Below are 24730 nucleotides of genomic sequence, written 5' to 3' on the forward strand. Positions count from 1 at the left end.
CCTCCCCGGACGGGGACCAGGTCGTTCGTCCGGTAGGGCGCTCCACCTTGTCCCCGTCCGGGGAGGCTGGACGGTCTGCCGACTGCCCGACGAGGAGATCCGCTCTCAGTCAGCGGACGGCGGCTCGCACTCCTCGATCAACTCCCAGGCATTGAAGAACTTCGGCTGCGGACCGAACAGGTCGCGCAGGTCCCCCGTCGGAGGCCCATGGCGATCGTCGCCGGGTAGCCAGATCGAGTCGCACTCCGGGCAGAGCAGGAACACCCGGCCGTCCTCGCGAACCCGGTACCACGTCTGCCAGTCCTGGCCACAGGCCGTGCAGGCGACACGCTCGTCCTCCCGCGTCATCACGTGGGCGATCTTAGTCCCGTGGCGAGCAACCGGCGTGCCATTAGCGTGCCATTGGGTGAGGACATCAGGGGTCAGTCGAGGCCACGGGAGACTGCCGAGACCAGGCCGCCAAGCCGGTGACCTGACGGAGATCGGCAATTCCCAAGCTGACAGTGCGGGTTCGATTCCCGTCACCCGCTCCAACGTGAGGCCCCAGCTCGGGACAGGTTTCCCGGCTGGGGCCTTGATCGTTGCTCCCGTTTCTTGCGCTGGCCGTGCCCGCTACGTGCTCGATCCCCTGGTCTGCTTGATCTGTGAGCTGAGAGCGTCGGCGATGTGCGCGTCGCGCTCGCGGGCGGTGTGCTGATAGATCATCGCCGCACGGGTCGAGGCATGGCCCATCCGGGCCGTACCCGCTCGGTCACTGCGCCTCCGGCGGGAGCGCAACGACTTCAGGATGGCCGGGGCCCCGTCGGCGGGGCGCGTTCCGTGGGTGGTTGCGCTGGGCCATCCCGCCAGCCGACGATCCGGGCGAGCCGACCAGACCCACGCCCGGCCCGCCAGCGTCCGTGCGTCTGTCAAGGTTCGCGTGACGTGACGTGACGGGCCGGGCGGCGCCCCGCTGCCCAGACGGGCGGGTCGGCGGCAAACGGAATGGCTACTGGCTTAGCGATGGGCTTTGCTCGGCGAGAGCTGAGGCGGGATGTCCGTCATGATTCTTCTGCCGGAACCGTGCTGCGCCAAGAGCGTTCAGACTCACACCCCAGATGAGCAGAACGGCGAGCCACTGGACCCAGTTCAGTGCATCCATCTGGCCGGAAAGCAGGTGTCGGACGGAGGAATACGGAGTCAAGGCTTGGGTCGGCCTGAGGACATCGATGGCACCCAGCAGGAACCACAGGCCGAGCGGCAGGAGGATGGTGGCGACGAACGCGATGGCGGGACGCCGCATCAGCAGGCCGAGCCCTGTACCCACAAGCTGGGCCACCACCTGGACCAGAACGCTACCTACCGCGATGGTTCCGACGTGCCGCCACGGGTCCTGAGCAGTCGACGTGGTGACCGTGAGGGCCACGACGCATACCAGGAAACCGAACAGACCCACGACGGCGGCGAGCAGCGTCGCGGCCAGCAGGGTAGGCGTGAGGCGAGCAATCCCGGACGCCCGCTTCAGGTCGCGGACGAGCAGGATACCGAAGGCCGGCACGATGACGGACATCAGGCTCTGTACTGCGTCGGAAAGCTTGGCGACAGTGCGATCACCAGGCGGTCCATCCAGCGCAAGCCCTGCGGCGGCTAGCAGTCCCAGCAGCAGGGTGACCGCGAGTAGGAAGCCGCGCGCACGCGTACCGAGAGAGCGGCGGAGAGCATTGAGAGTGGCCTCACCGAGGGTGGTGGAGGTGCTGAGGGTGTTAGGAATGGCTGAATCGGTCATTGTGCCCCCGTCCGACAGTCGGAGCTCAGTCTCTCCTAGGAGGACGCCAAATAGCCACGGTCGGCCAGGGTCCCGTCGCCGCAAGACGTGGACATATATTGATGATCGCCGCCCCCAGGCGCCCAGTCGGACGACGGCGGGCATCGATCGCGTGCCCGATGAAGAGGTCAACACGAGCCGACACCGGCACGGCGCCGGCAATAACCCGAACGCCCTGTGTTTCCCTACCGGGCGATGCGGCTACCCAACGTGTAGATCAATTCGATTCCCAAGCTGACAGCGCGGGTTCGATTCCCGTCACCCGCTTAAACGGCAAGGGCCCAGGTCAGGAGGGAACTCCCGGTGCTGGGCCTTGGCATTTCTCGGTCACTGATTCGGCGTCGTACCTCTGCGTGCCCGCCGGAATCATGTGCCCGCCGGCGTCCTCCGCCATCCGTGTCCCCGGTCGCTGAGCCGTTGTCGGCCTGGTCCGGGTCGCCGTGCAGTGAGGGCGGGCGCCTTTCGGCCCCGCGCTCTACTGCCAGGTTGCGGTGGCGGGGTCGATGCCGTGAGCACGTGCGTTGGCGTCGATGCTTCGACGGAACCAGGTGGCAAGGCCGGCGCGGATGCCGTCGTAGTGGGCAGCGAACCCCGGATCGGCCGCGAACCTGCGGCCGAGACAGACCTGCATCTGCCTGCTGAGGGGGAAGTACGACGAGGTGAACACCTCGCGGTGCCGCTCGACGAGTTGATTCGCGTCGGTGCTGCCAGGTGTGACGCCTGCGTCCAGCGCCTCCACGAGGGCGCGGTCAAGGCCGGCGATGCTGTCGGCGATCGCCTGCCATTCCTCCGGGCTGCGAGCGGCTGAGCGTTCGGCGTACTGCCGCCATTGCGTGGTGTTTCCGTAGCGTTGACGGGCCTGGGCGTGCCGGTCCGGGTCCCACTGGGGCCCGAAGATCGCGGCCTGCTGCTCGACGGTCAGCAGCAGGCCGCGCTCGTGGGCGTCGACCATCCGATCCAGTCCGACGCTGAGCTGCTGGAGGCGGTCGATCCGTTCGGCAACCTGGGCTTGCTGCGCGCGCAATGCGCCGGGCACGTCGGTGGTCGAGTCGTCCAGGATGACCCGGATCCTGGCCAGGTTGAGGCCGAGTTCGCGGTAGACGACGATCCGATGCAGGCGTTCCAGGTCACCAGCGGTGTAGAGCCGGTAACCGGCAGCCGTACGCAGCGACGGCCGCGCCAGACCGATCTCATCCCAGTGGTGCAGCGTGCGCACGGTGACGCCGAGATCCGCCGAGACCTGACCGACGGTCAGGCCATCGGCGTCAGTGGCATCAGGCATGCTCTTCATTGTCGTCGCGGCCCGCGCCTGGCGTGATCCCCACGGCTTCGAGGTTCCGTGCCTCCTGACTGGCCGGATCCCAGGGCTTCGCCGCGGTGAACACGATCCGTGCCCTCTCGGGGGTGATCACCTCCACATCCCGGGTGTTCCAGGGAGTATCCCGTGGACCGTCGACCGAGTCCGGATTCAGCGCACGGCAGTCCTCGGCAACGCTATCGATCTGGCTGAGCACGCACGCGAAGCTGAAGCTGATCGCGGGTGCCTGCGCTGGAACGTTCGCTGTCGGGACGAGGAGTACGTCCTGGAACGCCCATCGGCGCAGATGCACGAGCCTGCCGGGGATGCTGAACAGTTCGAAGAACCCGAGTCCGCGAATCCAGAAATCCACCGACGCCGCCAGATCTGAAGTGATATCCACAACGTACAGACGATCATGCGGTGGCCGCCTCGCGCCTACCTCACCCCAAGCAACAAGATCCCATACGGCGGGTGCCGTACTAGTCACTCTGAATAGAGCATCTTGTGTTGGGACTTAGTGATGGCCGGCAGATATCGGCACTCAGTTGTGGAGCGGGATAGCGGGGCACTCGAACTGCTTGACGACACCGGTGTCGACGGCGCTGCCAGCCGTCATCGCTGCCCGAACCTCCAGGGCCGAACCCAGAACCCCGTCGCCGTCCAAGTCACCGTTGGTCACGGCGGCGGCATAGCCCGCAGGGAATGCCAGCTCGTGAACCTGCCACCGGCCGCCGTTGTAGCCGGTGTCGCCTGGTGCTGCCTCGGCCACCTTCAGCTGCGCGTCTCCGAAGCTGTAGAGGATGTCCCACGCGTGGTCGGGTGCGCCGGTACGCGACAAGTCAGTCGGGGTGCCAACGGTCCGGTAGAGCGCTCCATCCGCGTAGAAGGCGGGACCGGATACCCCAGCCGAGGCCTGACCGGCCAAGCCCAGGACAGCGGCCGCGGCGACAGCCGCAGCCGCGCCGAATACACGCAGCGTGCGAACACGTACGTTCTGCATAGTTCCTCCCCAAGGTCAATCGGCGTCAGACGTGCGCCGGACTCCAAGGAAACAACACCAGACCCCGTAAGAACTTACGAAACCATGACGGGTTCAATTCGGAGCCCGTAGCTCGCGCAGGCGTAACGCCCCACCCCTCCGCCAATGACACGCCGGGCCGGCCACCCTCCTGAGTGCACGCCGACGTCGGACGGTGGGATTCAGCATCAAGATCATCGGGCGCAAGTTGGGTACAACGTCGAGGTGAGCAGCGTGTGGCCAGCCGCGACAAGCCTCGAATGGCCGGCCGGACGACGAGTGTCGTGGGCGGTTGACAGTATTTGCCGGGTGCAGGTACGCGAGGAGATCCGGGCGATGGTCGAGGCGATCGTGCCCGTGGACGAGTTGGAGGCCCGGCACCGAGCGGAGTGCCTGGCCTGGCTGGCCGAGACCCGCGACATCTTCCGGCGGGAGAAGCCGCGCACCCCGTCGCCGCACCTGGTGGCGTACTTCCTGCTGTACGACGAGACGGACGGCAGCGTACTGCTGGTCGATCACCGTAAGGCCGGGATGTGGCTGCCCAGCGGCGGCCACGTCGAGCCGGCGGAGCACCCGGCCGAGACGGTGCGTCGGGAGATGCTGGAGGAGTTGGGTGCGCCGGCGGTGTTCCATCCGCGCTTCGGTGCGCGGCCGGCCTTCCTCACCGTCAGTCGGACCGTCGGTTCGCCCGCGGAGCAGCACGTCGACGTGAGTCTCTGGTTCGTGTTGAGCGGTGACCGCGATCAGACGTTCGTCCCCGACTCCGGCGAGTTCCACGGTGTTCGGTGGTGGACGCCGCATGACGTGGCCGCCGCCGCTCCGGGGGCCGTCGAACCGCACCTGAGCCGGATGCTGGGCAAGCTGGCAGCTCTCCGGGACCGGGGAGCCACCCGCTGCACGGCCACCTGACGGACGACGTTGCCCCCGATCCGCTCGACCGCACCTCGGCTCGCGATTGCGTCGGGGTGGAACGGTGATCGCGTGCATGCTGCGCTCACCCGGCTGAACACCCCGACCTGGCAAGCGGTCGGCGGCATCCTGTTATTGGTGGTCGGCGGTCTCCTGCTCTGGCTGCCGATCCACACCCAGAACGCGCTGGACGACTGGGCCGTCGAACTGCGGGCGGGCGGCGAGCCGGCGCAGGCGATCATCTACGACCGGATCACGAAGCGTCGCGGCGGGACGACCATGTACTTCCGCTACGACTTCGGCGGCCGGACGTACGAGCAGGAGGTCCCCTGCGTCGAGGTGTGCCGGTCGTACGGCGAGAAGGTGGGGATCTGGGTCAACCGCTCGGACCCGACCGACTTCGTCACCGACTTCGACCAGCTCAGTGGGCACCGGGGCCGCCTACAGGGCGGGCTGGGCGTCGTCGGCTTCGTGGCTCTACTCCTGGGGGCGCTGCTCACGCTGTCCCGTGTTCCGTGGCGGCGCTGGTTTCCCCGGCGCAGTCCGCCTCGGCGGCGCGTCCAGCCAGCTCCTGGCGGTGCGTTCACGGGCAGGTCGAAGCACAAGCGCCGGGCCGGACGTTGAGCGGGGACGGTCAGACGGCCAGGTCGGTCCGACCCGCGCCCCCGGGTTATTGCGCGAACTCCGGGGTGGCGGTGGCGAGCGGATCGGCGTCACGGCGGGGCACAGTGGCTAGCGCCAGCGCGACGAGCGCGGAGCCCGCCCCGACCACGAAGAAGAGCGAGAGCGCGGGCTGACCGAGCCACTCCCAGAGCGGATGCCACACCGGGTGCGGTTCGTCGCGGTGGTGTCCGAGCAGGTTCGGCGCGGCGAGCAGCACCGGCGTCCACCAGAACAGCATGGTGATCGCGTAGAGGGCGGTCACGCCGTTGGTGGCGGGGTGCGGAGGCCGCGTCCGCCGGCTCGCCCAGGCGAAGACCAGCCCGCCGAGGAGGGCGCCGACCAGGCCACCGCCGATGCCGGCGGGCAGCACGGCGGGCGGAGTGGCCCGGTACACGGCCACGGTGAGGTGCGTGCCGTCGATCGACGGGTTCGCCAGCCAATGGATGTCGAGGGCGGTGTCGTCGCGACGTGCGACGAGGCTGACGTTGCTCGGCCCGCCGGTCGGCGTGCAGCCACCGCCGGCCCGGCAGGTCAGCTCGGGCTCGACGTGCGGCGGGAGGACGCGCCAGCCGGTCTCGCGGAGCCGGCCTTGCGCGAGCGCCACCATTTCGTGCTGGACGGCCCGCGGCGCGGTCTTCACGGTCGCCACCGTCGCGCCCTGCTGGTACTCGCCGCCGTCGAGGAACAGCATTGCCTTGAGGTTACGGGGACGCAGCGGCTGACTGTAGAAGGTGAAGAGCGCCGCCCCCGGATCGACCTCGTTGATCTCGTATCCGGGGAGCACCTCGGCGACGAGCGCGGTGGTCTCGGTGGCATCGGGCAACGGCCGCGCCGTGTGCCAGGCGGCCCAGGTGGCGAACGCGGCGCTGAACAGCCCGCAGATGACGGCCGTGAGCACCGCCCAGACGACGACGGTACGACTTTCCGGCCGACCCAGGTGCTTGCGCATGCCGGACGTTATATCGATGATCAACGTAGGGTCAAGGAAACCGCCGACCGCCGGACTAGGCTGCGATCATGCGTATTGGCATCGTGATCCTTCCGGACCAGCGCTGGGCGGAGTCGCAGCGACGCTGGCGGCAGGCGGACGAGTGGGGCTTCGACCACGCGTGGACGTACGACCACCTGGGCTGGCGTGACCTAGTCGACGGTCCCTGGTTCGACTCGATGGCGACGCTCACCGCGGCGGCCACCGTGACATCGCGGATCAAGCTCGGCACCCTGGTCGCCTCGCCCAACTTCCGTCACCCGGCCGCCTTCACCCGGCAGATCACCGCGCTCGACGACGTCTCCGGCGGCCGTACGCTACTCGGCGTCGGTGCCGGTGGGATCGGGTTCGACTCCGCCGTGCTGGGTGGGGAGACCCTTCCCCCACGGCAGCGGGTGGATCGGTTCGCGGAGTTCGTCGAGCTGCTCGACCTGGTGCTGCGGGAGGACGGCACGACCTGGCGCGGCGAGTGGTTCACTGCGGTCGACGCCCGGAACAACCCCGGCTGCGTGCAGACTCCCCGCGTGCCGTTCGTGGTGGCCGCGAACGGGCCCCGCTCGATGCGGCTGGTTGCGCGCTTCGGCCAGGGCTGGGTCACCACGGGTGACGGTGGTGACGACCTGGAGAGCTGGTGGGCCGGGGTCGCGGAGTTGTCGAAGCGGCTGGATCGGACGCTGGACGAAGCCGGCCGTGACCCGGCGACCATGGACCGTTACCTCTCGATGGACGCCGCCCCGGTCTTCTCGCTGAGCAGCGCCCAGTTTTTCGCCGATCAGGTCGGACGGGCCGCCGAACTGGGCTTCACCGACGTGGTGACGCACTGGCCACGGGCCAGCAGCTGGTACGCGGGCGACGAGGAGATTCTGGTGGACGTGGCCACCCGGCTGCTGCCGGAGCTGCGCCGGGCCTGAGCCGCTCCGGCGCGACCGGTTCGTCAGGTGCCGATGATGCCGTCGTCGGTCGGGAGGAGCCGGAAGCGCAGGCAGACCACGTCCGTGTCGTCCGTGACCGGGGTGCCGAGTCGGGCCCAGTAGGCTGCGTGGCCCGAGCCCCAGTCCTCGATCGACGGGTCACCTTCACCCTCGGAGCGGGCGAAGTCCCAGCTGACGTCGGCGAAGCGGACCACCTCGACGCCGGTGACCTCCACGACCCCGACCAGGTGGTCGTCGTCGTCGACCAGCACCAGCCGCTCGCCGACCCGCTCCAGTTCCTCGCCATCCTCGGCGTACTCGCTGAGCAGACCGGCGGTCGCCGTCTTCACCCCGGCGAGCACCAGGCCGTTCAGGGTGCCCCGCAGCTCGCCGGGAGTGCCGAGGGCGAGGGTGCGCAGTTCACCGATTCGAGGCCACATCCTGCCGAGGCTAGGCGAGCGCGGGACCGTCCGCCGTTGCTTTTCCCGGCCCGGGGCGGGGCGGTTGCCGTGCGGCTCGCTCGTTGGCCCCGGGCGGCTGTGGTCGGGCGTACGGTGACGGGAGCGGCGGCAGTCGACTACTGGAGGCGACCATGGCGAAGCGACGTGCGGTGTTCATCCCCGGAATGGGGTACGACACCCGGGCGCCGTTGTTCGCGTACGTCGGGGAGTCGCTGCGCCGGGCCGGGTTCGCCCTCCACGAGATCGGTTGGGAGTTCCCGGCCGGGCTCGCCGCCGAACAGCATGGCTCGTGGGTGGCGGAGCGCGTCCGTCCGGCCCTGACCGAGCCGACCGACCTGCTGGTGGGCAAGTCGCTCGGTAGCCTCGCCGCGCCGCTCGCCGCCGACCGGGCGCTGCCGGCGGTCTGGCTCACCCCGCTGCTGCATCTCCCCGAGGTGGTCGACGCGCTGCAGCGCACGGAGGCCCCGTTCCTGCTGATCGGGGGTGCCGCGGACCGGACGTGGGACGGCGCGGCGGCCCGCCGGCTCAGCCCGCACCTGATGGAGATCCCGGAGGCCGACCATTCGCTGTTGTTGCCGGGGCCGCTGGTCCGCTCGGCCGAGGCATTGGGCCGGGTCTGCACCGCCGTCGAGGAGTTCGTGCAGGTCATGTGGGGGAAGTAGCCGGCGATGTCGGTGTGCGTGCAGAGCGCGACGGGCTCGACCGAGGTCAGGCGTTCAGGTCGGTGCCCGAGACCAGCCCGCGCACGCGCAGCTCGGCGGCGGTCTGCGCGGTGCAGTCGACGGCGACGGCAGCGGTGCCGAGGGGTTCGGCGCCACGGGTGCGGCAGATGTCGTAGAGGGCGCGTACCTGCGCGCCGGTCGCCACCCAGTCGTCGACCACCAGCACCCGGTCGCCGGGGCCGAGGTGCCGCTCCCGTACGGCCAGGTCGACCTGGCGGCCCCGGAAGTCCGGCGGGCTCTGCGCCCAGGTCAGTGGGCCGGCCGGCAGCCGTCCGTCGCCGGGCTTGTGTGCCGGTACGAAGCCGACGCCGAGCGCGGTGGCGGCCAGCGGGCCGACCAGCAGGCCGGTGACCGCGGGGGCGAGCACCACGGTGGGCCGGGCGGCGCGGAACGGCGCCACGAGGGCCGGTCCGAGTTCGGCCAGCACGTCCGGGTCCCGCCACCAGCCGGAGATGTCGCTGACCAGGTGGGTCGAGCCGGGCCCGGGGTCGAGCCACTGGAACAGTTCAACAAGACGTTGGCTCAGCTCAGCGGGCATCTGCCCATCTTCCGGCAGCCGCCCGGGCAGGCGGTAGGCCGGGGCGATGGTAGGGCTGGACCCGGTTGCGCGGCTCCGGGCGACCGGGCCGCCCGGTGGATCACGGGTCGGATGATCGGCTACACGTATGCTTGCAAATACGGGCATATCGCCGTGATCACGTTGACTTCGGAAGTGCCTCTCTCGTTACGGTCCGACCCAGCTTGTTCAGCAAGATGAAAGGACCCGGGCTGGTGGCTGCTAGGCACTCCCGTACCCGCAGGATCTCCTCGCCGGCCGGCATCGCGGCGACGGCGGCGCTCGGCGTCGCGCTCGCCGTGGGCGGCGCCGTCGGCGCCGTGCACCTGACGTCGGGTACGGACTCCCGGCCGGTGGCCATCGAGCTGACCCCCAGTACCGTGCCCACCAGCCTGGCCCCGAGCTCGCCTGCCGCGTCGCCGAGCCCCAGCGTGTCGCCGAGCGCCACCGCCACCGCCACCCCGGCGCTGACCCGCTCCCCACAGGCGGCCTCCCGGGGCAAGACACGTACGGCCGTCCCGAAGCCGACGGCGAAGAAGACCACGACGGCAGCGAAGGCGGTCGACAGCGGCTCCTGCGGCGCCTCCTTCTACTCCGATGGCCAACTGACCGCGAACGGGGAGACGTTCAACCCGGACGCGTTGACCGCGGCGCACAAGACCCTGCCGTTCGGCACGAAGGTCCGGGTGACCAACCCGGCGAACGGGAAGTCGGTCGTGGTGCGGATCAACGACCGTGGCCCTTTCGTCGACGGGCGCTGCCTCGACCTGTCCCGGGCCGCCTTCGCCGACATCGCGTCCCTCGACGTCGGCGCGATGACCGTCCGGTACGAGGTGCTCGGCTGAGCGGATGCCCGGCAGCGATACGGCCGACGTCACGAACCGGCCGGACAGAACCTGCTCGGACGACGGGCCAGGTTCATTCACCCGTTCACGTCGATCAGGCATGCTGTCCTTCGTACGTACACATCCCTTCCAGCCGGGCCGAAGCCCGCTGAGCCCCGGATCCCGCGCCGGTCTCGGCGCGGCCGTCGCCCTGCTCGCGATCGTCTCCGCGGTGGACCTGGCGGACGGCCGCGCCACGCACTACATCGCGCTGATGGTGGCGGTGCCCTTCCTGGCCGCCGCGCTGGCGTCCTGGCGGGTGGTGCTGGGCGTCGGCGTCGTGGCGACCGCCGTCGGCACCACGTTCGCGGCCACTGCCATGAGCACCGCCGACGCCTCCTGTGAGAAGTCCGTCTCCCTGATCAACGGGGTGAGCGTGGCCGGCATCGCGCTCGCCACCGGGATCGCGGTGGTGGTGGCCTCGGTTCGACAGCGGCAGGCCGAGCGGATCGCCGAGTTGTCCAAGCTCGCGGCGGTGGCCCAGCAGGCGGTGTTGCGTCCGCTCGGTCCGCAGGTCGGCACGCTGTCGGTCGCCGGTCGCTACATCTCGTCGACCGCGACGGCGGAGATCGGCGGCGACCTGTACGAGGCGCTCGACACCCCGTACGGCGTACGCATGATCATCGGCGACGTGCGCGGCAAGGGGCTGGACGCCGTACGGCTGGCGAGCATCGTGCTGGGGTCGTACCGGCACGTGGCGTTCGAGCGGACCGACCTGCGAGCGGTGGTCGCCGATCTGGACCGGGCGGTGGCCCGCAGCGTCGGTGACGAGGACTTCGTCACTGCGGCGCTCGTCGAGGAGCGGGGTGGGACGCTCACTATCGTCAACTGTGGACACCCGCCGCCGCTGCTGCTGCGGCGGGGCGCGGTGATCCCGCTCGAACCGCCCGCGCCGGCGCCTCCGCTCGGGTTCATGCCCGCGGTGCGGCCACGGGTCGAGCGGCTGGAGCCCGGCGACCGGCTGCTGCTCTTCACCGACGGGCTCGGTGAGGCGCGCCGCGACGGCGAGTTCTTCCCGACCGCCGACCGGGCCTGGCGGCTACTGGGCCACGGCACCGTCGCCGACGGGCTCGCGTCACTGGAGACGGCCCTGGTCGAGTGGGTGCACGGCCGCCTCGACGACGACATCGCCCTGGTCCTGATGGAGTACACGGGTGCGGGCACCGGGGCGACGGCGGCCGTGCCGAGCTGGGAGGTCGGCACGGCGGAGAGCTGACGCCGCTCGGCAACGGATCGTCACGCCTCGCGTGCACGACGACTACCGCCCGTACGCCTACCCGATTGTGTAACCGCCGTCACTTCGGTGATCGGCTTGTCGCTGTCTACTTGCCGGTAATAGAGTCGGAGTTACTGATCGGTAACACCTGTCCGGAAGCGGGGCCAGTGAGCATGACCCACTACAAGAGCAACCTGCGGGACCTCGAGTTCAACCTGTTCGAGGTCTTCGGGGCGGACCGGGCGTTCGGCCAGCAGCCGTACTCCGAGCTCGACGCCGACACCGCGCGCAGCATCCTCGCCGAGGTCGACCGCCTCGCCCGCGAGGACCTGGCCGCCAGCTACACGGACAGCGACCGCAACCCGCCGGTCTTCGACCCGGCCACGCACACCGCGCCACTGCCGGAGTCGTTCAAGAAGTCGTACCGGACCTTCATGGAGTCGGAGTTCTGGCGGCTGGACCTCCCGCCCGAGCTGGACGGCACGAACGCCCCACGAGCCCTCTGGTGGGCCCTCGCCGAGCTGGTGCTCGGCGCCAACGCTCCGGTCTGGATGTACGCGTCCGGCCCGTCCTTTGCGCACGTGCTGCACGTCGAGGGGAATGAACGGCAGAAGAAGTGGGCCAAGCTCTTCGTCGAGAAGCAGTGGGGCTCGACCATGGTCCTCACCGAGCCGGACGCCGGCTCGGACGTCGGCGCCGGCCGCACCCGGGCCGTTCCCCAGCCGGACGGCTCGTGGCACATCGAGGGCGTCAAGCGTTTCATCACCTCGGGTGAGCACGACCTGACCGACAACATCGTCCACTACGTACTGGCCCGTCCGGTCGGTGTCGAGGGCGTCGGCGGCCCGGGCACCAAGGGCCTCTCGCTCTTCGTCGTGCCGAAGTACCACTTCGACGAGGAGACCGGCGAGCTGGGCGAGCGCAACGGCGTCTTCGCCACCAACGTCGAGCACAAGATGGGGCTGAAGGTCTCCAACACCTGCGAGCTGACCTTCGGCGAGCACGGCGTACCGGCCAAGGGCTGGCTGATGGGCGACAAGCACGAGGGCATCCGGCAGATGTTCATGATCATCGAGTACGCCCGGATGATGGTCGGCACGAAGGCGATCGCCGCGCTCTCCACCGGCTACCTGAACGCCCTCGAGTACGCCAAGAGCCGGGTCCAGGGCGCCGACCTCGTCCAGCAGGCCGACAAGACCGCGCCGCGGGTCACCATCACCAACCACCCCGACGTCCGACGCTCGCTGCTGCTGCAGAAGTCGTACGTGGAGGGCCTGCGGGCGCTCGTCCTGTACACCGCGTGCTGGCAGGACCGGGTGGCCATAGCCGAGGCGGCCGGTGACGAGAAGGCCACCAGGCTCGCCAAGCGGGTCAACGACCTGCTCCTGCCGCTGGTCAAGGGCGTCGGCTCGGAGCGGGCGTACGAGCTGCTCGGGCACGAGGCCCTCCAGACCTTCGGCGGCTCCGGCTTCCTCCAGGACTACCCGCTGGAGCAGTACGTCCGCGACTCCAAGATCGACACCCTGTACGAGGGCACCACCGCGATCCAGAGCCTCGACCTGGTGTTCCGGAAGATCGTCCGGGACAACGGGAAGGCCCTGGCGACGGTCGCCGGCGAGATCCAGGAATTCATCACCTCCGAGGGCGGCAACGGCCAGCTCAAGGAGGAGCGCCAGGTGCTCGGCAAGGCGCTCGCCGAGGTTCAGACGATGCTCGGCGTCATGACCGGCTGGTTGGGCGCCGCGCAGGGCGGCGACGCCCGGGCCCTCCACAAGGTCGGGTTGAGCAGCCGGCGGTTCCTGCTGGCGATCGGCGACCTGGTCGTGGGCTGGCTGCTGCAGAAGCAGGCCGAGGTGGCGCTGCGGGCGCTGAACGGTGAGCTCGCCGCCACCGACCAGGCGTTCTACATCGGCAAGGTGGCCGCCGCCCGGTTCTTCGCCCGCGAGGTGCTGCCCCGCATCGGCGCCGACCGGCGGATCATCGAGGGCACCGACCTGGACATCATGGACCTGCCGGAAGAGGCGTTTTGAACCGTACCGCCCATGACACGGAACGGACGGCCGCGCCTTCCGCGGCGATGACCGGCACGACGGCCGGCGGGGACCAACCCGCCGGCCGTCGGCGTTCCGGTGCTCCCCGCGGCGGCCGGATCGCACCGGCGAACCGGGCCGTGGCACCGGGTTCGGACACGCATTCGGCAACCCCCGCCGGGTAGCCGGCCGTCGTGGCGGGTAACCCCTGCGAGACCACGTCGGAACACGCCCGAACCCATCGCACGGGGGAGTCCAGCGGACATGGGCATTGGTAGCGGTATCTTCCTGATCGCGGTCGGCGCGATCCTGACCTTCGCCATCAGAGCCAACGTCTGGTGGGTCGACCTGCGCGCGGTCGGCTGGGTGTTCATCCTGGCCGGTCTGGCCGTCCTGCTCACCACGCTCTGGTACTGGCAGGATCGGCGCAAGCGGGCACGAACCCTCATCGTCGAGGAGAACCGGCTGTCCCATCCCACCGCGATGATGCCGCCGCCTCCCGACCCGCCGCCGCCCACCGCGCCGCCCTCCTGAGCCCGCGTAGCGCTGAGCCACCCGTCCACTGGCGGGTGGCTCAGCTTCGTGCGGCGTACCGCTCGGTGAGCTGCGCCCCGCCACGGTCGAGCTCCACCCACGGGCCAGGGCTCCGGTGCACCGCGAGTTCCGTCGTCCGTAGCTCCTCCGGCGCCCGCCCCGCGTCGAGCAGCGCGGAGAGCAGCGAGATACCCGGATTGTGAGCTATGACCAACACCGTCCGGGCGACCGGGTTCACCCGGCGAACCAGCGCCAACAGGTCATCCGGGTGCGCCTCGTATGCGTCCGCCTCGTACCGGACATCGGGCCAGGGGCCGGCGGAACCCCCCTCCGGCGGCGAGCCGGTCATCCCCATCGCCACACCGTGCCAGGTCTCCCGGGTGCGCCGGGCGGTCGAGCAGAGCACCACGTCCGGCAGCAGACCGTGCTTGGCCAACCAGGCGCCGGCGGACTCTGCGTGGGCGCGCCCGCGAGTGGTGAGCGGGCGGTCCACGTCCGGCCCCTCCTCGGACGGCTCGGCCTTCGAGTGGCGCAGCAACACCAGTGTCCGGGCTCCGGCGTACGCGTCCGTCATGCCACCAGCTTGCCCGATTGGCGATCACGGTGCCGGGGTAAGTCGATGGATGCCGCAACCTCACCGATGGCCGCGGCGGGAGTTATCGCCAGCTGACAGCCGAGGAGACGACCGATGGGCATTGGTGGCAGCATTTTCCTGATCGCACTGGGTGCGATCTTCGCGTTCGCCGTGGAGGCCGACCTCGGCTGGCTCAACCTCGCCGTCGTCGGGTGGGTGCTGATGCTCGCCGGTGTCGCCGGCCTGCTCGTCACCCTCTACTTCTGGAACAACCGCCGGCGCACGGTGGTCACGACCGCCCCGGCCCGGGCGGACCGAGTGGTCACCGACCGGGTGGTGCCGGCCCAGGACGCCCGGGTCGTCGAGGAGTACCGCGAGGTACGCCGGCCGGGTCACCCCGTCTGACAGGTGCCCACTGCTCGTCGAGGGCCCCGCGACACCGCGGGGCCGTCGATCTGTGCTCAGGCGAAGAGCGCGAAGTAGATCGCGACGTGGTGGCAGATCGCGGCGAGCAGTGTGCAGGCGTGGAAGAACTCGTGATGCCCGAAGACGGTGGGCCAGGGGTTCGGCTTGCGCAGCGCGTAGAAGACGGCGCCGGCGCTGTAGACGGCCCCACCGGCGAGCAGCAGCACCAACGCGGTCACCCCGCCCTCGTGCAGGATCTGCGGGAGCATCGCCACCGCCACCCAGCCGAGCGCCAGGTAGAGCGGAGCGGAGACCCAGCGCGGTGCGTGCGGCCAGATCAGCTTGAGCGCCACGCCCGCGAGCGCGCCGCCCCAAACCAGCGAGAGCATCACCGTCGCCGGGCGTGCCTCCAGCAGCAGTACGCAGAACGGCGTGTACGTGCCGGCGATGAACACGAAGATCATCGAGTGGTCCATCCGGCGCATGATCTGGTAGCCGCGCTCCGACCACACCCGACGGTGGTAGAGCGCGCTGGTGCCGAAGAGCCCGCAGACGGTCAGGCTGTAGATGGCGCAGCTGATCAACGGTGCCCAGCCGGGGCGGGTGGCGGCGATAGCGCAGAGCACGATCCCGCAGACCACGGCCACGAAGAACGCGTACGTGTGCAGCCAGCCGCGCATCCGGGGCTTGCCGATGTCGACCGGCTTGAGCCGGAACGGTGCGGAGGTGGTCACGCGAACAGGCTACGACACCGTAGGTTACTTGTAGGTAGTGCGCCTCGTCACCCAACGCATCGACGCATGTAGGTACCCGCATCCAGGCCGGTTGGGCCAAGATGGCGGCATGCGGATCCGACCCGTTGGGGAGCACGCCCTGCTGCTCGACCTCGCGCCCGACCGTGAGTCCGCCCGGGCCGAGGTGGCCGGTCGGGTGGCGGCGTGGCGGGCGGAACTGGCCCGCCGCCGCGACCTGGGCGAGCTGGCCGCCGTGGAGATCGTCCCGGCGGCGACCACCGTGCTGCTCGACGGGGTACCCGATCCGGAGGCGACCGCCCACCTGATCACCGGCTGGACGCCACGCCCGCCCACCGTCGGCAGCACCGCCGACCCGGTCGAGGTACCCGTCACCTACGACGGGGAGGACCTGCCAGTCGTCGCGGGGCACTGGGCCACCGACGTGGCCGACGTGGTGGACCGGCTGACCCGCACCGAGTTCCAGGTTGCCTTCTGCGGCTTCGCACCCGGCTTCCCGTACCTCACCGGACTCCCGGACGCGCTCGCGCTGCCCCGGCTGCCCACTCCACGTTCCCGCGTCCCGGCTGGCTCGGTCGCCCTGGCCGGCCCGTACGCCGGGATCTATCCGAGTCCGTCCCCGGGCGGCTGGCTGCTGGTCGGACGGACCGGGCTGGTGCTCTTCGACGTCACCGCCGATCCGCCGTCCCGGCTCACCCCCGGCACCCGAGTCCGGCTGGTACCGGCATGACCAACGAACTCGTCGTGCTCCGGGCCGGAGCGCTCACCACCGTGCAGGACCTCGGTCGACCCGGCTACGCGCACCTCGGCGTGCCCCGATCCGGCGCCCTCGACCCGGCGGCGCTCCGGCTCGCGAACCGGCTGGTCGGCAACCCCGAGGGCGCGGCCGGGCTGGAGATCACCGTGACCGGCTGCACGCTGCGGCTCACCCGGGCGGCCACTGTCGCGGTCACCGGCGCCGAGGCGGAGATCCGCATCGGGTCCCGCCCCGGCGACACCGGCCGCCCGCTGTCCGTACCGGCCGGAGCAGTGCTGCGGATCGGCGCGGCCCGCAACGGCGTACGCAACTGGCTGGCCGTCTCCGGCGGAGTCGACGTGCCGTCCGTACTGGGCAGCCGGGCCACCGACACCCTGTCCGGGCTCGGCCCGGCGCCGCTGCGCGACGGTGACCGGATCCCCCTCGGCACCCCGGTCGGGCCGCCCCCACCTGTCGACCTGACCGTCGGTCCGCCGCCCCGCGACGAACTGCGGCTCACCGTACGGCTCGGCCCACGCGACGACTGGTTCAGCCCGGCGGCGCTGGACCAGCTCTTCGGCACGGCGTACACGGTGAGCCCGGTGAGCAACCGGGTCGGCGCGCGGCTGGCCGGCGCAACGCTGCCCCGCGCGGTCGCCGGCGAACTGCCCAGCGAAGGGATCGTGCTCGGCGCCGTCCAGGTGCCGGCGGACGGCCAACCGTTGATCTTCCTGGCCGACCATCCGGCCACCGGCGGATACCCGGTCATCGGGGTGGTGGCCGACGTGACCCCGCTCGCGCAGGCCCGCCCAGGCACTACCGTCAGATTCCATGGACCTCAACGCTGACCTCGGCGAGGGATTCGGCATCTGGCAGCTCGGCGACGACGACGCACTGCTGAGCCTGGTCACCTCGGCGAACGTCGCCTGCGGATTCCACGGCGGCGACCCGCCCATCATGCGCCGAGTCTGCGAACAGGCGGCACGACGCGGGGTCGCGGTGGGCGCGCAGGTCGGCTACCGGGATCTGGCCGGATTCGGCCGGCGGCACATCACGTACGACTTCGCGGAGCTGCGCGACGAGGTCATCTACCAGCTCGGCGCGCTGGACGCGTTCTGCCGGCTGTTCAGGGTCCGGGTGCGCTACCTGAAACCGCACGGGGCGCTCTACCACGCGGCGATGTCCGACGAGAAGGAGGCAGCGGCCCTGGTGGCGGCGGTCAACGAGTACGACCACCGGCTGCCGCTGCTCTGCCAGCCCGGGTCGGTGCTCGCCCAACTGGCCGTCGGCGCCGGACTGCGAGTCGTCGCCGAGGGCTTCGCCGACCGCGGTTACCTGCCCAACGGCACGCTGGTACCCCGCCACGCGCCGGGCGCGCTGGTCACCGACCCCGAGCAGGTCGCCGAGCGGGCCGTCCGGATGGCCACCGAGCGGACCGTGGTGGCGGTGGACGGCACCGTCGTGCCGTGCCCCGTCGAATCGATCTGCCTGCACGGCGACAGCCCCGGCGCGGTCGCCTCGGCGGAGATGGTGCGCGCCGCGCTGATCGACGCGGGAGTTCAGCTCAACCCGTTCGCCTGAGCGGAGAGGCCCCGGTCCCAGGGCCCCTCCTCGAGACTCAGGCGTCCAGGCCGCGCAGCACCAGCGGCAGCCGGTCCGCGCCGCCGTCCACCACCCGGACCGGTACGCCCCAGTCCTGCCGGGTCAGGTGGCAGGCCGCGTGCTCGACGTCGACGTCGCAGGTCGCGGCCTGCGCGGTCACCTGGAGCACGCCGTCGGTCACCGCGCTGTTGACCACCAGCCGTCGGGACAGCTCGGTGCTCGTCCCCGCCCCCTCGACGAGAAGCTCGGGCGGGGACGCGGAGACCACCAGCCGGATGGACGGGCCGTACGTCTCGTCCAGCTTCTGGCCGGGCGCCGGGGTGAAGACGATGTCCAGCGTCAGCTCGCCGGCCGTCACGTCCATCGGCTTGCGCTCGGCGCGGTGCCGGGGACCGTCCACCGTGTTCGCACCGGCAGCGGAGAGGGCGCCGGGCGCCAGCCGGGTGAGCCGGTGTGCCGCGGACTCCACCACCAGCACGTCGCCGTCCCGGGTGACCACCAGGTCACTCGGCTCGGCCAGGCCGTCGGCGACCGTCGAGACCTGGTCGGTCGCCGGGTCGAACCGGCGGACCGCCCCGTTGTACGTGTCCGCGATCAGCACCGAACCGTCCGGCAGCGCACACACGCCCAGCGGGTGCTGGAGCAGCGCCGACGCGGCCGGCCCGTCGACGTGGCCGAAGTCGAAGAGCCCCTGCCCGACCGCGGTGCCCATGACACCGTTCTCCACGTACCGGATCGCGCTGGTCTCGCTGTCGGCCACCCAGAGCCGGGTGCCGTCGGTCGAGACGGAGAGGCCGGACGGCTGGGCCATCCACGCCTCGGCCAGCGGTCCGTCGCGCAGCGCCTCGACGGTGGTGCCGGCATACATGCCGGCGGTCCGCTTGATCGGGTCGAACCACCACAGCTGGTGGATGCCGGCCATCGCGATGATGATCTTGTCGTCGTACCAGGCGAGGTCCCACGGGGAGGAGAGGTCGACGGCGAGCGCGTCGTGGGCGTGGTTGTCGGCCGTCGAGCGCCACTGCCGCCCCGTGCCGGCGATCGTGACGACCTCGCCGGTCGCCAGGCGTACACCGCGGAGCAGGTGGTTGACGGTGTCCGCGACCACCAGGTCGTAGCCGGCGACCTCGGCCACCTGCCCGGGCAGCACGCAGAGCCCCTGCGGCTCGGAGAACGTCGCGACCTCGGCCGGGCCGTCGGTTCGTCCCCGGTCGCCCGAGCCGATCCGGCGTACCAGCGTCTCGCCGTCCGGCTCCAGCTCGACCAGCGAGTGCCGGGCCGAGTCGGAGACGAGCAGGTTGCCGCCGTCCAGCAGCACAGCCTTGCCGGGGAACCGCAGCGTGCTCTCCGGCTCGGCGGGCGGGACGTACGGGCCGTCGCCCCGGTGCAGGGTGCCCTTCGCCTCGTGGGTGGCGATCAGCTCGTCGATGAGCCGGGCCAGCCCCTCGGCGTGGCCCTCGCCGGCCATGGTGGCCACCACGTACCCCTCGGGGTCGATCACCGAGAGGGTCGGCCAGGCGCGGGCGGCGTACTGCTGCCACATGTCCATCTCGGGGTCGTCGAGCACCGGGTGGTGCACCCCGTACCGCTCGACCGCCGCGGCGAGCGCGTCGGCGTTCTTCTCGTGCTCGAACTTCGGCGAGTGGATGCCGATCACCACGAGCACGTCGCCGTACTTCTCCTCGAGCGGTCGCAGCTCGTCGAGCACGTGCAGACAGTTGATACAGGCGAAGGTCCAGAAGTCGGCGAGGACGATCTTGCCGCGGAGGTCGGCGAGGGTGAGGTCGCGGCCGCCGGTGTTCAGCCAGCCTCGACCGCGTAGCTCGGGAGCCCGTACTCGTGCGCTCATGCGTCCAGTCTGCCGGACTCGGCCGGTGGTGCCCGGCGGTACCCCGAGCGGGCTCGATCACACCTGCCCGGTCCCGGACACGACGACGGGGGCCACGGACGACCGTGGCCCCCGTCGAGGCGACTACTCGCCGGCGGTGGCCGGCTTCAGGCAGAGCACCCGGTTGGGGCCGTCCCCCTGCAGCACGACGTGCGGCAGGCTCGGGTCGCCGCACTTGTCCTTGTTGTCCACCTTCGAGACCACGGTGAACGCGTTCGCCTCACCGCAGTCGGCCGCGACGGCACCCTCACCGGCCTGCTTCACGCAGGAACCGACCGCCGGGTCGAAGGCCGGCGCCTGTTCGCCGCCGACCTTGCCCAGCAGGAAGAGCAGGCCGAGCGGCACCGCCAGGATCAGCACCGCGGCGGTCAGCACCGCCGCCAGCACCCGCCCGTTGCGGACCTTCGGCGGCGGCGCCTCGGTCTTCGGCTCCTCGTCCGGCTTGAACGCGTCGAACCGGCCCTGGTCGGTCTCCGGCGCGCCCTGCCCCCAGTTGGGGACGGACCGCTGGTCCGGTTCGTTCTGCGCCCAGGCGGGAGCGGATTGCTGCTGGTCGGGCCCGTTCTGCGGCCACGACGGTACGGGCTGCTGCGGGGCCGGCGGGAAGGCGGGCGGGAACGTGCTGGTGCGCGCCGGCTCGTTGTCGGGCAGCGAGGGCGGCCCGTAGCCCGCGGCGGCGGGCATCCCCGGATCGTTGGGCACCGGCGACCCGAACGGGTCGGCCGGCCGTTCGCCGGGGTGCGGCCGGTTCCCGTTGACGGGCCGAGTGTTGTTCGGCGGGTCGACGAAGCTCGGCACACCCGGCGGGAACGCCGGCGGGGGCGGTGGCCCCGAACTCGCCGGGGCGGACTCGGCGTAGCCGACCGGCGGCGGGGCCAGGTCGCGGTCGTCGAAGCGGGGACCGACCTCGGGCCGGGCGTCCATGCCGTACCCGTTCGGCTGGACCTGCTCCGGCTCGTCCGCCGGCTCGGGCTGGGTCGGGCGACCGTACACCCGGGGCTGCGGTGCGGACGTGGCGTCGGGCCGCAGGGACTGATCGGCCGGCGGCATCACCCGGCTGGCCAGCGGCACGGCGGCGCTCGCCGTGGTGCGACCGGCCGCACCGGATTCGGGGGAGGTACGTGGCGCGGGGACCACCGGACCGGCCGGTGAGGACGGCTCGTCGGGGTGGGCCTCGCCTCCCCAGGCCGGCTGCTCCGACTCGTACGCCGGTCCGGTCGCCTCGGCGGGCGGCCAGTCGGCGCGCTCGTTCGACGCCGGCTGCCCGAACTGGGCCGGCTGCCCGGCGGCTGCGCCGTACTGAGCCGGCGGGTGCTCGGCGGGCGGTACGTAGTCGGCCGGCGGCGTGGCGGCCAGGCTGGCACCCGGCACCCGTTGCTCCTGCGGAGGCAGCGGTACGGCGTTCGCCGGGGAGATGCCCGGCGCGGGGCCGGGCTGGTAGACGGGGGACTCCTCGGGACGCCCGGCGGAGCGGTTCGCCGAGTCGGCGTCGGTGTTGCCCCACGCCTCCCCGGGCGCCCACGGCTCCACTTCCGACGCCCCTTGCCGCTCGCCGGGCGTGCGCTGCGGCAGGCTGCCGGCACCGGGCACGCTGGCGCTGGCCCGCGCGGGCGTGCCGTTCGGCTCGGCCGACCACCCGCCGGAGCGGGCCGGATCGGCGGGGGCCTCGCCCCAGCCACCCGTGGCAGGGCCGTCGGACGAGCGCTCCTGGGTCTGCGGGAGCATCCAGTCGGGCTGCTGCGGCTGGCTCTCCGGAGCCGCTCGCCAAGGCTGCCCGGTCTGGTCCGGCTGGCTCGTGGCGCCGGTGCTCCAACTGCCGGAGGTGTCCGGCTGCGCGGGCTGGTCGGCCTGGCCCGGGGTAGCCGGCGGCCAGCCGGCGGGGCCGGAGTCACCGGCCGTCGGTACCTGTGCGGCGCCGCGTGCGGCCGGTTCGGCCGGCGGCCACGCCGGTGAGTTCTGTTCGGCCTGCGCCCAGGCCGGCTGTTCGGCCTGCTGCCCGCCGTCGTTCCAGCCGTTCCCGGGCGTCTGCGGCTGGGGGCCGCCGCCGGGCCAACCGCCGTTGGCCGGGCCGGGCTGAGCCGGAGCGCCCCAGCCGGGCTGCTCGGACTGCGCCGCCTCGCCCGGTTGCTGCGGAGTCCATCCGCCCGAACGCGCCGGGTCGTCCTGGGGCCACGCCTGCGGAGGTGATGCGGGCGAGGGAACCTGAGCCGCACCGCGGGCCGCCGGCTGGGCCTGCGCCCAGGCGGGCTGCTCGGCCGCGCCGGTCCAGCCCTGACCGGACTGCTCGGCCGCGCCGACCCAGCCCTGACCGGACTGCTCTGGCTGCCCGCCCCAGGCCGGCTGGGGGGTGCCGGTCGCGGGCCACGGCGCGGGCTGCCCCGCGTCGGCCGGCGGCGGGGTCTGCGCGCCCCAGTGGGCGGGCGGCTGGTCGTTCTGGGCCGCCCAGTTGGGCGCGGCCGGATTGTGTCCTGCCGGTGGCGGGGGCGCCCAGCCCAGGTCCGGGCCGGCGCCGTAGCCGTTGGCCGGTTGCGCCGGGCGGTCGCCGTACGGCGCCGGTCCGCCGGCGCCCGGTGGCACCTCGTCCGGCTCCTGGCCGGGGTGGTGCGGGCCCTCGGACGTCATCGGTGCGCCTCCTCATCACATGTCGGCTGCCGGTGCCGATCGGTCTCCTCGGCTTGGCTGCCGGCGTTGCCGGCGTACCGGCCGTGCCGGGCTCCCCGCACCGTATCCGGTGACCGCCCAGGGCATCCGGGGAGCATCGGCCGTCACTCCACGTGGTCGGGTGGTCTCGAACTGCGTCAGTTGGCTCGACCTGTCTCGAATCCGGTGGCGACGACCGAAGCCCACCGTACCGGGCGCTGCGCCTAGGCGGAATCCCGGTGTCAATGGGTGTGAAACGCCGATGACCCGCCCGGTGCTCCCGGGCGGGTCATCGATCTGGAGGAGGTGAGGAAAGGTCTGGTGCGTCAGCTCATGTGACGCTGGGCGATCACGAGGAGCTCCTCGCGGACGGCCGGCGAGTTGGCGGAGCGCAGCGCGTGCTCGATGGCGCGGGCGCGGCGGTTGGCGTCGCGGCGGGTCTTGATTCGCTCGATCATGCTCATGGTCGGTCTCTCCTCCGGCTATTCGGTTGTAAGCCCCTTGATGTCTCTATTGAACACCAACCAGAGGCAGACTTCCATCGATTATTAGGTGAGCTGCGCCACGAGCCGAACAATCAAAGGTTTTTAGCCTCCCTTGCCTATGTTTCCGCCTCTCAATGGACACGGCCGGTGTGCCGGGCGTTAACCCGTGGCACACCGGCCGTGGCTGGTGGAGGGATGGACCGGTCAGGTCCAGGCGAGCAGCGCCGCCTCCGGATCGGAGAGGAAGTCCCCGACGTCCCGGAGGAACTTCGACCCGAGCTCACCGTCGATGATCCGGTGATCGAACGACAGACCGAGCGTGGTGACCTGGCGTGGGCGCACCTTGCCCTTGTGCACCCAGGGCATCTCCCGGATCGCGCCCAAGGCCAGGATCGCCGACTCACCCGGAGGCAGGATCGGCGTCCCGCTGTCCACGCCGAACACCCCGACGTTCGTGATGGTCAGCGTGCCGCCGGACATGTCCGCCGGTGTGGTGCGACCGGCCTTGGCCGTCTGCACGAGGTCGGTCAGCGCGTCGGCCAGCTCGCGGAGCGTGAGCCGCCCGGCGTCCTTGACGTTCGGCACGATCAGACCGCGGTCGGTGGCCGCGGCGATCCCCAGGTTGACGTACTCCTTGACGACGATCTCGTCGCCCGCCCAGGTGGAGTTGATCATCGGGTGTCGCTTCACCGCGAGCAGCACGGCCTTGGCCACCAGCAGCAGCGGCGAGACCCGCACGTCGCGCCACTCCCGGCGGTTGCGGAGCCGGTCCAGCGCCTTCGTCGCCCGGGTCACGTCGACGGTCAGGAACTCCGTCACGTGCGGCGCGGTGAAGGCCGACCGGGCCATGTTCTCGGCGGTGAGCTTGCGTACCCCCTTGACCGGGATGCGCTGCTCGCGGTCCGCGCCGAAGCTCGCCGCCGTGGTGGCGGTCGTGACGACCGGGGCCGGCTCGGCCGTGGCGTTCGCCGCCCGCTGGACGTCCTCCCGGGTGATCGAGCCCAGCGGGCCCGAGCCGGTCAGCGCGCCGAGGTCGACGCCGAGATCCTTGGCGAGCTTGCGAACCGGCGGCTTGGCCAGCACGCCGGTCGCCGTGCCGTGTCCGTTCGGAGCGGAAACGGCCGGTGCCGGCGTGACCTGCTTAGGCACCGCCGGTGCCGCGGATGCCTGCGCCGGAGCCGCCTGTGCCGGCACCGCACCGGCCTGCGCCGGGACGGCACCCTTACGCGGGCGGCGCTTCGCGGTGCTGGTACGCGGTCCGTAGCCGACCAGCACCGGCGTCCGTCCACCCGGCGCCGGGCTACCGATCAGGCCCGGCTCGACCGCGCCCTCGGCCGGTGCCACCTCGACCGCGGCCAGCGAGGCGGCCGACGGCGCCTGCGGGGTGTCCACCGGGCCGGCGTCCGGGTCGGTGTCGATCGAGATGATCGGGGCGCCGACGTCGACGGTGGCGCCCTCCGGGTGGAAGATCGCCTGGACCCGGCCGCCCCACTTCGCGGGGATCTCCACGGCCGCCTTGGCCGTCTCGACCTCGACGATCGGCTGGTTCAGCTCGATGATGTCGCCGACCTTGACCAGCCAGTTGAGGATCTCACCCTCGGTGAGGCCCTCGCCCAGGTCGGGCAGGTTGAACTCCTTGATCCGGGACATGT

At 71.4% G+C, this 24730-nt stretch carries 26 protein-coding genes; 12 read left to right on the forward strand and 14 right to left on the reverse strand.

The window, feature by feature from the left end; translation table 11 throughout:
- Positions 1-105: 105 nt before the first annotated feature.
- The 5 genes from ABZS42_RS01475 to ABZS42_RS01495 all read right to left on the reverse strand — a co-directional run bounded on the left by ABZS42_RS01475 (position 106) and on the right by ABZS42_RS01495 (position 4104).
- Positions 106-348, reverse strand: coding sequence for a hypothetical protein (locus tag ABZS42_RS01475; RefSeq protein WP_355141886.1), 243 nt, complete (start codon positions 346-348; stop codon positions 106-108).
- Positions 349-988: 640 nt separating this feature from the next.
- A complete protein-coding gene (locus ABZS42_RS01480; RefSeq protein ID WP_355141387.1) occupies positions 989-1765 on the reverse strand; it encodes a hypothetical protein in 777 nt (258 codons plus the stop codon).
- A gap of 514 nt (positions 1766-2279) precedes the next feature.
- A complete protein-coding gene (locus ABZS42_RS01485) occupies positions 2280-3086 on the reverse strand; it encodes a MerR family transcriptional regulator (protein ID WP_355141389.1) in 807 nt (268 codons plus the stop codon).
- On the reverse strand, positions 3079-3504 hold the full coding sequence (locus ABZS42_RS01490) for a hypothetical protein (RefSeq protein ID WP_355141391.1): 426 nt from the start codon (positions 3502-3504) through the stop codon (positions 3079-3081). Before ABZS42_RS01490 ends, ABZS42_RS01485 begins: the two co-directional genes overlap by 8 nt.
- Positions 3505-3645: 141 nt before the next feature.
- A complete protein-coding gene (locus tag ABZS42_RS01495) occupies positions 3646-4104 on the reverse strand; it encodes a hypothetical protein (RefSeq protein WP_355141393.1) in 459 nt (152 codons plus the stop codon).
- Between the two features lie 327 nt (positions 4105-4431).
- Here ABZS42_RS01495 and ABZS42_RS01500 point away from each other — a divergent pair, with 327 nt between their 5' ends.
- Positions 4432-5031 (forward strand): NUDIX domain-containing protein, encoded by a 600-nt coding sequence (locus tag ABZS42_RS01500; protein WP_355141395.1) that lies wholly within the window; start codon positions 4432-4434, stop codon positions 5029-5031.
- A 72-nt stretch (positions 5032-5103) separates the two neighbouring features.
- Positions 5104-5655, forward strand: coding sequence for a hypothetical protein (locus ABZS42_RS01505; RefSeq protein WP_355141397.1), 552 nt, complete (start codon positions 5104-5106; stop codon positions 5653-5655).
- Between the two features lie 46 nt (positions 5656-5701).
- Here ABZS42_RS01505 and ABZS42_RS01510 read toward each other — a convergent pair whose 3' ends face one another.
- Entirely contained in the window at positions 5702-6643 is a 942-nt protein-coding gene (locus ABZS42_RS01510; protein ID WP_355141399.1) for a hypothetical protein, read from the reverse strand.
- A 68-nt stretch (positions 6644-6711) separates the two neighbouring features.
- On the opposite strand from ABZS42_RS01510, the gene ABZS42_RS01515 reads away from it, so the two are divergent.
- Positions 6712-7593: an LLM class flavin-dependent oxidoreductase gene (locus ABZS42_RS01515; RefSeq protein WP_355141401.1), complete on the forward strand. Its 882-nt coding sequence runs from the start codon at positions 6712-6714 to the stop codon at positions 7591-7593.
- Positions 7594-7616: 23 nt separating this feature from the next.
- On the opposite strand, the gene ABZS42_RS01520 is transcribed toward ABZS42_RS01515, so the two are convergent.
- Positions 7617-8033, reverse strand: coding sequence for an ASCH domain-containing protein (locus tag ABZS42_RS01520; protein WP_355141403.1), 417 nt, complete (start codon positions 8031-8033; stop codon positions 7617-7619).
- Between the two features lie 152 nt (positions 8034-8185).
- Between ABZS42_RS01520 and ABZS42_RS01525 the strand changes: the two genes are divergently transcribed.
- Positions 8186-8716, forward strand: coding sequence for an alpha/beta hydrolase (locus ABZS42_RS01525; RefSeq protein WP_355141405.1), 531 nt, complete (start codon positions 8186-8188; stop codon positions 8714-8716).
- Positions 8717-8762: 46 nt separating this feature from the next.
- On the opposite strand, the gene ABZS42_RS01530 is transcribed toward ABZS42_RS01525, so the two are convergent.
- Entirely contained in the window at positions 8763-9314 is a 552-nt protein-coding gene (locus ABZS42_RS01530; protein WP_355141407.1) for a phosphoribosyltransferase, read from the reverse strand.
- A gap of 233 nt (positions 9315-9547) precedes the next feature.
- Here ABZS42_RS01530 and ABZS42_RS01535 point away from each other — a divergent pair, with 233 nt between their 5' ends.
- The 4 genes from ABZS42_RS01535 to ABZS42_RS01550 all read left to right on the forward strand — a co-directional run bounded on the left by ABZS42_RS01535 (position 9548) and on the right by ABZS42_RS01550 (position 13996).
- Positions 9548-10177: a septal ring lytic transglycosylase RlpA family protein gene (locus ABZS42_RS01535; protein WP_355141409.1), complete on the forward strand. Its 630-nt coding sequence runs from the start codon at positions 9548-9550 to the stop codon at positions 10175-10177.
- A 100-nt stretch (positions 10178-10277) separates the two neighbouring features.
- Entirely contained in the window at positions 10278-11432 is a 1155-nt protein-coding gene (locus ABZS42_RS01540) for a PP2C family protein-serine/threonine phosphatase (RefSeq protein ID WP_355141411.1), read from the forward strand.
- Between the two features lie 173 nt (positions 11433-11605).
- Positions 11606-13462: an acyl-CoA dehydrogenase gene (locus ABZS42_RS01545; protein WP_355141888.1), complete on the forward strand. Its 1857-nt coding sequence runs from the start codon at positions 11606-11608 to the stop codon at positions 13460-13462.
- A gap of 264 nt (positions 13463-13726) precedes the next feature.
- On the forward strand, positions 13727-13996 hold the full coding sequence (locus ABZS42_RS01550; RefSeq protein WP_076468661.1) for a DUF6458 family protein: 270 nt from the start codon (positions 13727-13729) through the stop codon (positions 13994-13996).
- Positions 13997-14036: 40 nt separating this feature from the next.
- On the opposite strand, the gene ABZS42_RS01555 is transcribed toward ABZS42_RS01550, so the two are convergent.
- The gene (locus ABZS42_RS01555) at positions 14037-14570 is read right to left on the reverse strand and encodes a histidine phosphatase family protein (protein WP_355141413.1); all 534 of its coding nucleotides are present in this window, start codon (positions 14568-14570) and stop codon (positions 14037-14039) included.
- A 114-nt stretch (positions 14571-14684) separates the two neighbouring features.
- On the opposite strand from ABZS42_RS01555, the gene ABZS42_RS01560 reads away from it, so the two are divergent.
- A complete protein-coding gene (locus tag ABZS42_RS01560; RefSeq protein WP_355141415.1) occupies positions 14685-14975 on the forward strand; it encodes a DUF6458 family protein in 291 nt (96 codons plus the stop codon).
- A 56-nt stretch (positions 14976-15031) separates the two neighbouring features.
- Here the strand turns inward: ABZS42_RS01560 and ABZS42_RS01565 are convergent, their stop codons facing one another.
- Positions 15032-15709, reverse strand: coding sequence for a hemolysin III family protein (locus ABZS42_RS01565; RefSeq protein ID WP_355141417.1), 678 nt, complete (start codon positions 15707-15709; stop codon positions 15032-15034).
- Positions 15710-15818: 109 nt separating this feature from the next.
- On the opposite strand from ABZS42_RS01565, the gene ABZS42_RS01570 reads away from it, so the two are divergent.
- Genes ABZS42_RS01570 through ABZS42_RS01580 form a run of 3 tightly spaced genes read left to right on the forward strand, consistent with a single transcriptional unit; the run spans position 15819 to position 18044 of the window.
- Positions 15819-16457 carry an allophanate hydrolase subunit 1 gene (locus ABZS42_RS01570; protein WP_355141419.1) on the forward strand — a complete coding sequence of 213 codons (639 nt, stop codon included), beginning with the start codon at positions 15819-15821 and terminating at the stop codon, positions 16455-16457.
- Positions 16454-17311 (forward strand): biotin-dependent carboxyltransferase family protein, encoded by an 858-nt coding sequence (locus tag ABZS42_RS01575; protein ID WP_355141421.1) that lies wholly within the window; start codon positions 16454-16456, stop codon positions 17309-17311. The genes ABZS42_RS01570 and ABZS42_RS01575 overlap by 4 nt, the downstream gene beginning before the upstream one ends.
- On the forward strand, positions 17295-18044 hold the full coding sequence (locus tag ABZS42_RS01580) for a 5-oxoprolinase subunit PxpA (protein ID WP_355141423.1): 750 nt from the start codon (positions 17295-17297) through the stop codon (positions 18042-18044). Before ABZS42_RS01575 ends, ABZS42_RS01580 begins: the two co-directional genes overlap by 17 nt.
- Positions 18045-18081: 37 nt before the next feature.
- On the opposite strand, the gene ABZS42_RS01585 is transcribed toward ABZS42_RS01580, so the two are convergent.
- The 4 genes from ABZS42_RS01585 to ABZS42_RS01600 form a co-directional block, all read right to left on the reverse strand.
- The gene (locus ABZS42_RS01585; protein WP_355141425.1) at positions 18082-19914 is read right to left on the reverse strand and encodes an NHL domain-containing thioredoxin family protein; all 1833 of its coding nucleotides are present in this window, start codon (positions 19912-19914) and stop codon (positions 18082-18084) included.
- A 123-nt stretch (positions 19915-20037) separates the two neighbouring features.
- Positions 20038-22575, reverse strand: a complete 2538-nt coding sequence (locus tag ABZS42_RS01590; protein WP_355141427.1) for a hypothetical protein — start codon at positions 22573-22575, stop codon at positions 20038-20040.
- Between the two features lie 344 nt (positions 22576-22919).
- On the reverse strand, positions 22920-23057 hold the full coding sequence (locus ABZS42_RS01595) for a hypothetical protein (protein ID WP_175649134.1): 138 nt from the start codon (positions 23055-23057) through the stop codon (positions 22920-22922).
- Between the two features lie 225 nt (positions 23058-23282).
- Positions 23283-24728 (reverse strand): dihydrolipoamide acetyltransferase family protein, encoded by a 1446-nt coding sequence (locus ABZS42_RS01600; RefSeq protein ID WP_355141890.1) that lies wholly within the window; start codon positions 24726-24728, stop codon positions 23283-23285.
- Positions 24729-24730: the final 2 nt, after the last annotated feature.

Source organism: Micromonospora sp. NPDC005367, assembly GCF_040606825.1.
In the GTDB taxonomy this organism is placed as follows: domain Bacteria; phylum Actinomycetota; class Actinomycetes; order Mycobacteriales; family Micromonosporaceae; genus Micromonospora.

Excerpts from the sequence above, each read along its gene's own strand:
- ABZS42_RS01475 (WP_355141886.1), bottom strand. The coding sequence starts at position 348 with ATGACGCGGGAGGACGAGCGTGTCGCCTGCACGGCCTGTGGCCAGGAC.
- ABZS42_RS01480 (WP_355141387.1), bottom strand. The coding sequence starts at position 1,765 with ATGACCGATTCAGCCATTCCTAACACCCTCAGCACCTCCACCACCCTC.
- ABZS42_RS01485 (WP_355141389.1), bottom strand. The coding sequence starts at position 3,086 with ATGCCTGATGCCACTGACGCCGATGGCCTGACCGTCGGTCAGGTCTCG.
- ABZS42_RS01495 (WP_355141393.1), bottom strand. The coding sequence starts at position 4,104 with ATGCAGAACGTACGTGTTCGCACGCTGCGTGTATTCGGCGCGGCTGCG.
- ABZS42_RS01510 (WP_355141399.1), bottom strand. The coding sequence starts at position 6,643 with ATGCGCAAGCACCTGGGTCGGCCGGAAAGTCGTACCGTCGTCGTCTGG.
- ABZS42_RS01515 (WP_355141401.1), top strand. The coding sequence starts at position 6,712 with ATGCGTATTGGCATCGTGATCCTTCCGGACCAGCGCTGGGCGGAGTCG.
- ABZS42_RS01520 (WP_355141403.1), bottom strand. The coding sequence starts at position 8,033 with ATGTGGCCTCGAATCGGTGAACTGCGCACCCTCGCCCTCGGCACTCCC.
- ABZS42_RS01525 (WP_355141405.1), top strand. The coding sequence starts at position 8,186 with ATGGCGAAGCGACGTGCGGTGTTCATCCCCGGAATGGGGTACGACACC.
- ABZS42_RS01530 (WP_355141407.1), bottom strand. The coding sequence starts at position 9,314 with ATGCCCGCTGAGCTGAGCCAACGTCTTGTTGAACTGTTCCAGTGGCTC.
- ABZS42_RS01540 (WP_355141411.1), top strand. The coding sequence starts at position 10,278 with ATGCTGTCCTTCGTACGTACACATCCCTTCCAGCCGGGCCGAAGCCCG.
- ABZS42_RS01545 (WP_355141888.1), top strand. The coding sequence starts at position 11,606 with ATGACCCACTACAAGAGCAACCTGCGGGACCTCGAGTTCAACCTGTTC.
- ABZS42_RS01550 (WP_076468661.1), top strand. The coding sequence starts at position 13,727 with ATGGGCATTGGTAGCGGTATCTTCCTGATCGCGGTCGGCGCGATCCTG.
- ABZS42_RS01555 (WP_355141413.1), bottom strand. The coding sequence starts at position 14,570 with ATGACGGACGCGTACGCCGGAGCCCGGACACTGGTGTTGCTGCGCCAC.
- ABZS42_RS01560 (WP_355141415.1), top strand. The coding sequence starts at position 14,685 with ATGGGCATTGGTGGCAGCATTTTCCTGATCGCACTGGGTGCGATCTTC.
- ABZS42_RS01570 (WP_355141419.1), top strand. The coding sequence starts at position 15,819 with ATGCGGATCCGACCCGTTGGGGAGCACGCCCTGCTGCTCGACCTCGCG.
- ABZS42_RS01575 (WP_355141421.1), top strand. The coding sequence starts at position 16,454 with ATGACCAACGAACTCGTCGTGCTCCGGGCCGGAGCGCTCACCACCGTG.
- ABZS42_RS01580 (WP_355141423.1), top strand. The coding sequence starts at position 17,295 with ATGGACCTCAACGCTGACCTCGGCGAGGGATTCGGCATCTGGCAGCTC.
- ABZS42_RS01585 (WP_355141425.1), bottom strand. The coding sequence starts at position 19,914 with ATGAGCGCACGAGTACGGGCTCCCGAGCTACGCGGTCGAGGCTGGCTG.
- ABZS42_RS01590 (WP_355141427.1), bottom strand. The coding sequence starts at position 22,575 with ATGACGTCCGAGGGCCCGCACCACCCCGGCCAGGAGCCGGACGAGGTG.
- ABZS42_RS01595 (WP_175649134.1), bottom strand. The coding sequence starts at position 23,057 with ATGAGCATGATCGAGCGAATCAAGACCCGCCGCGACGCCAACCGCCGC.
- ABZS42_RS01600 (WP_355141890.1), bottom strand. The coding sequence starts at position 24,728 with ATGTCCCGGATCAAGGAGTTCAACCTGCCCGACCTGGGCGAGGGCCTC.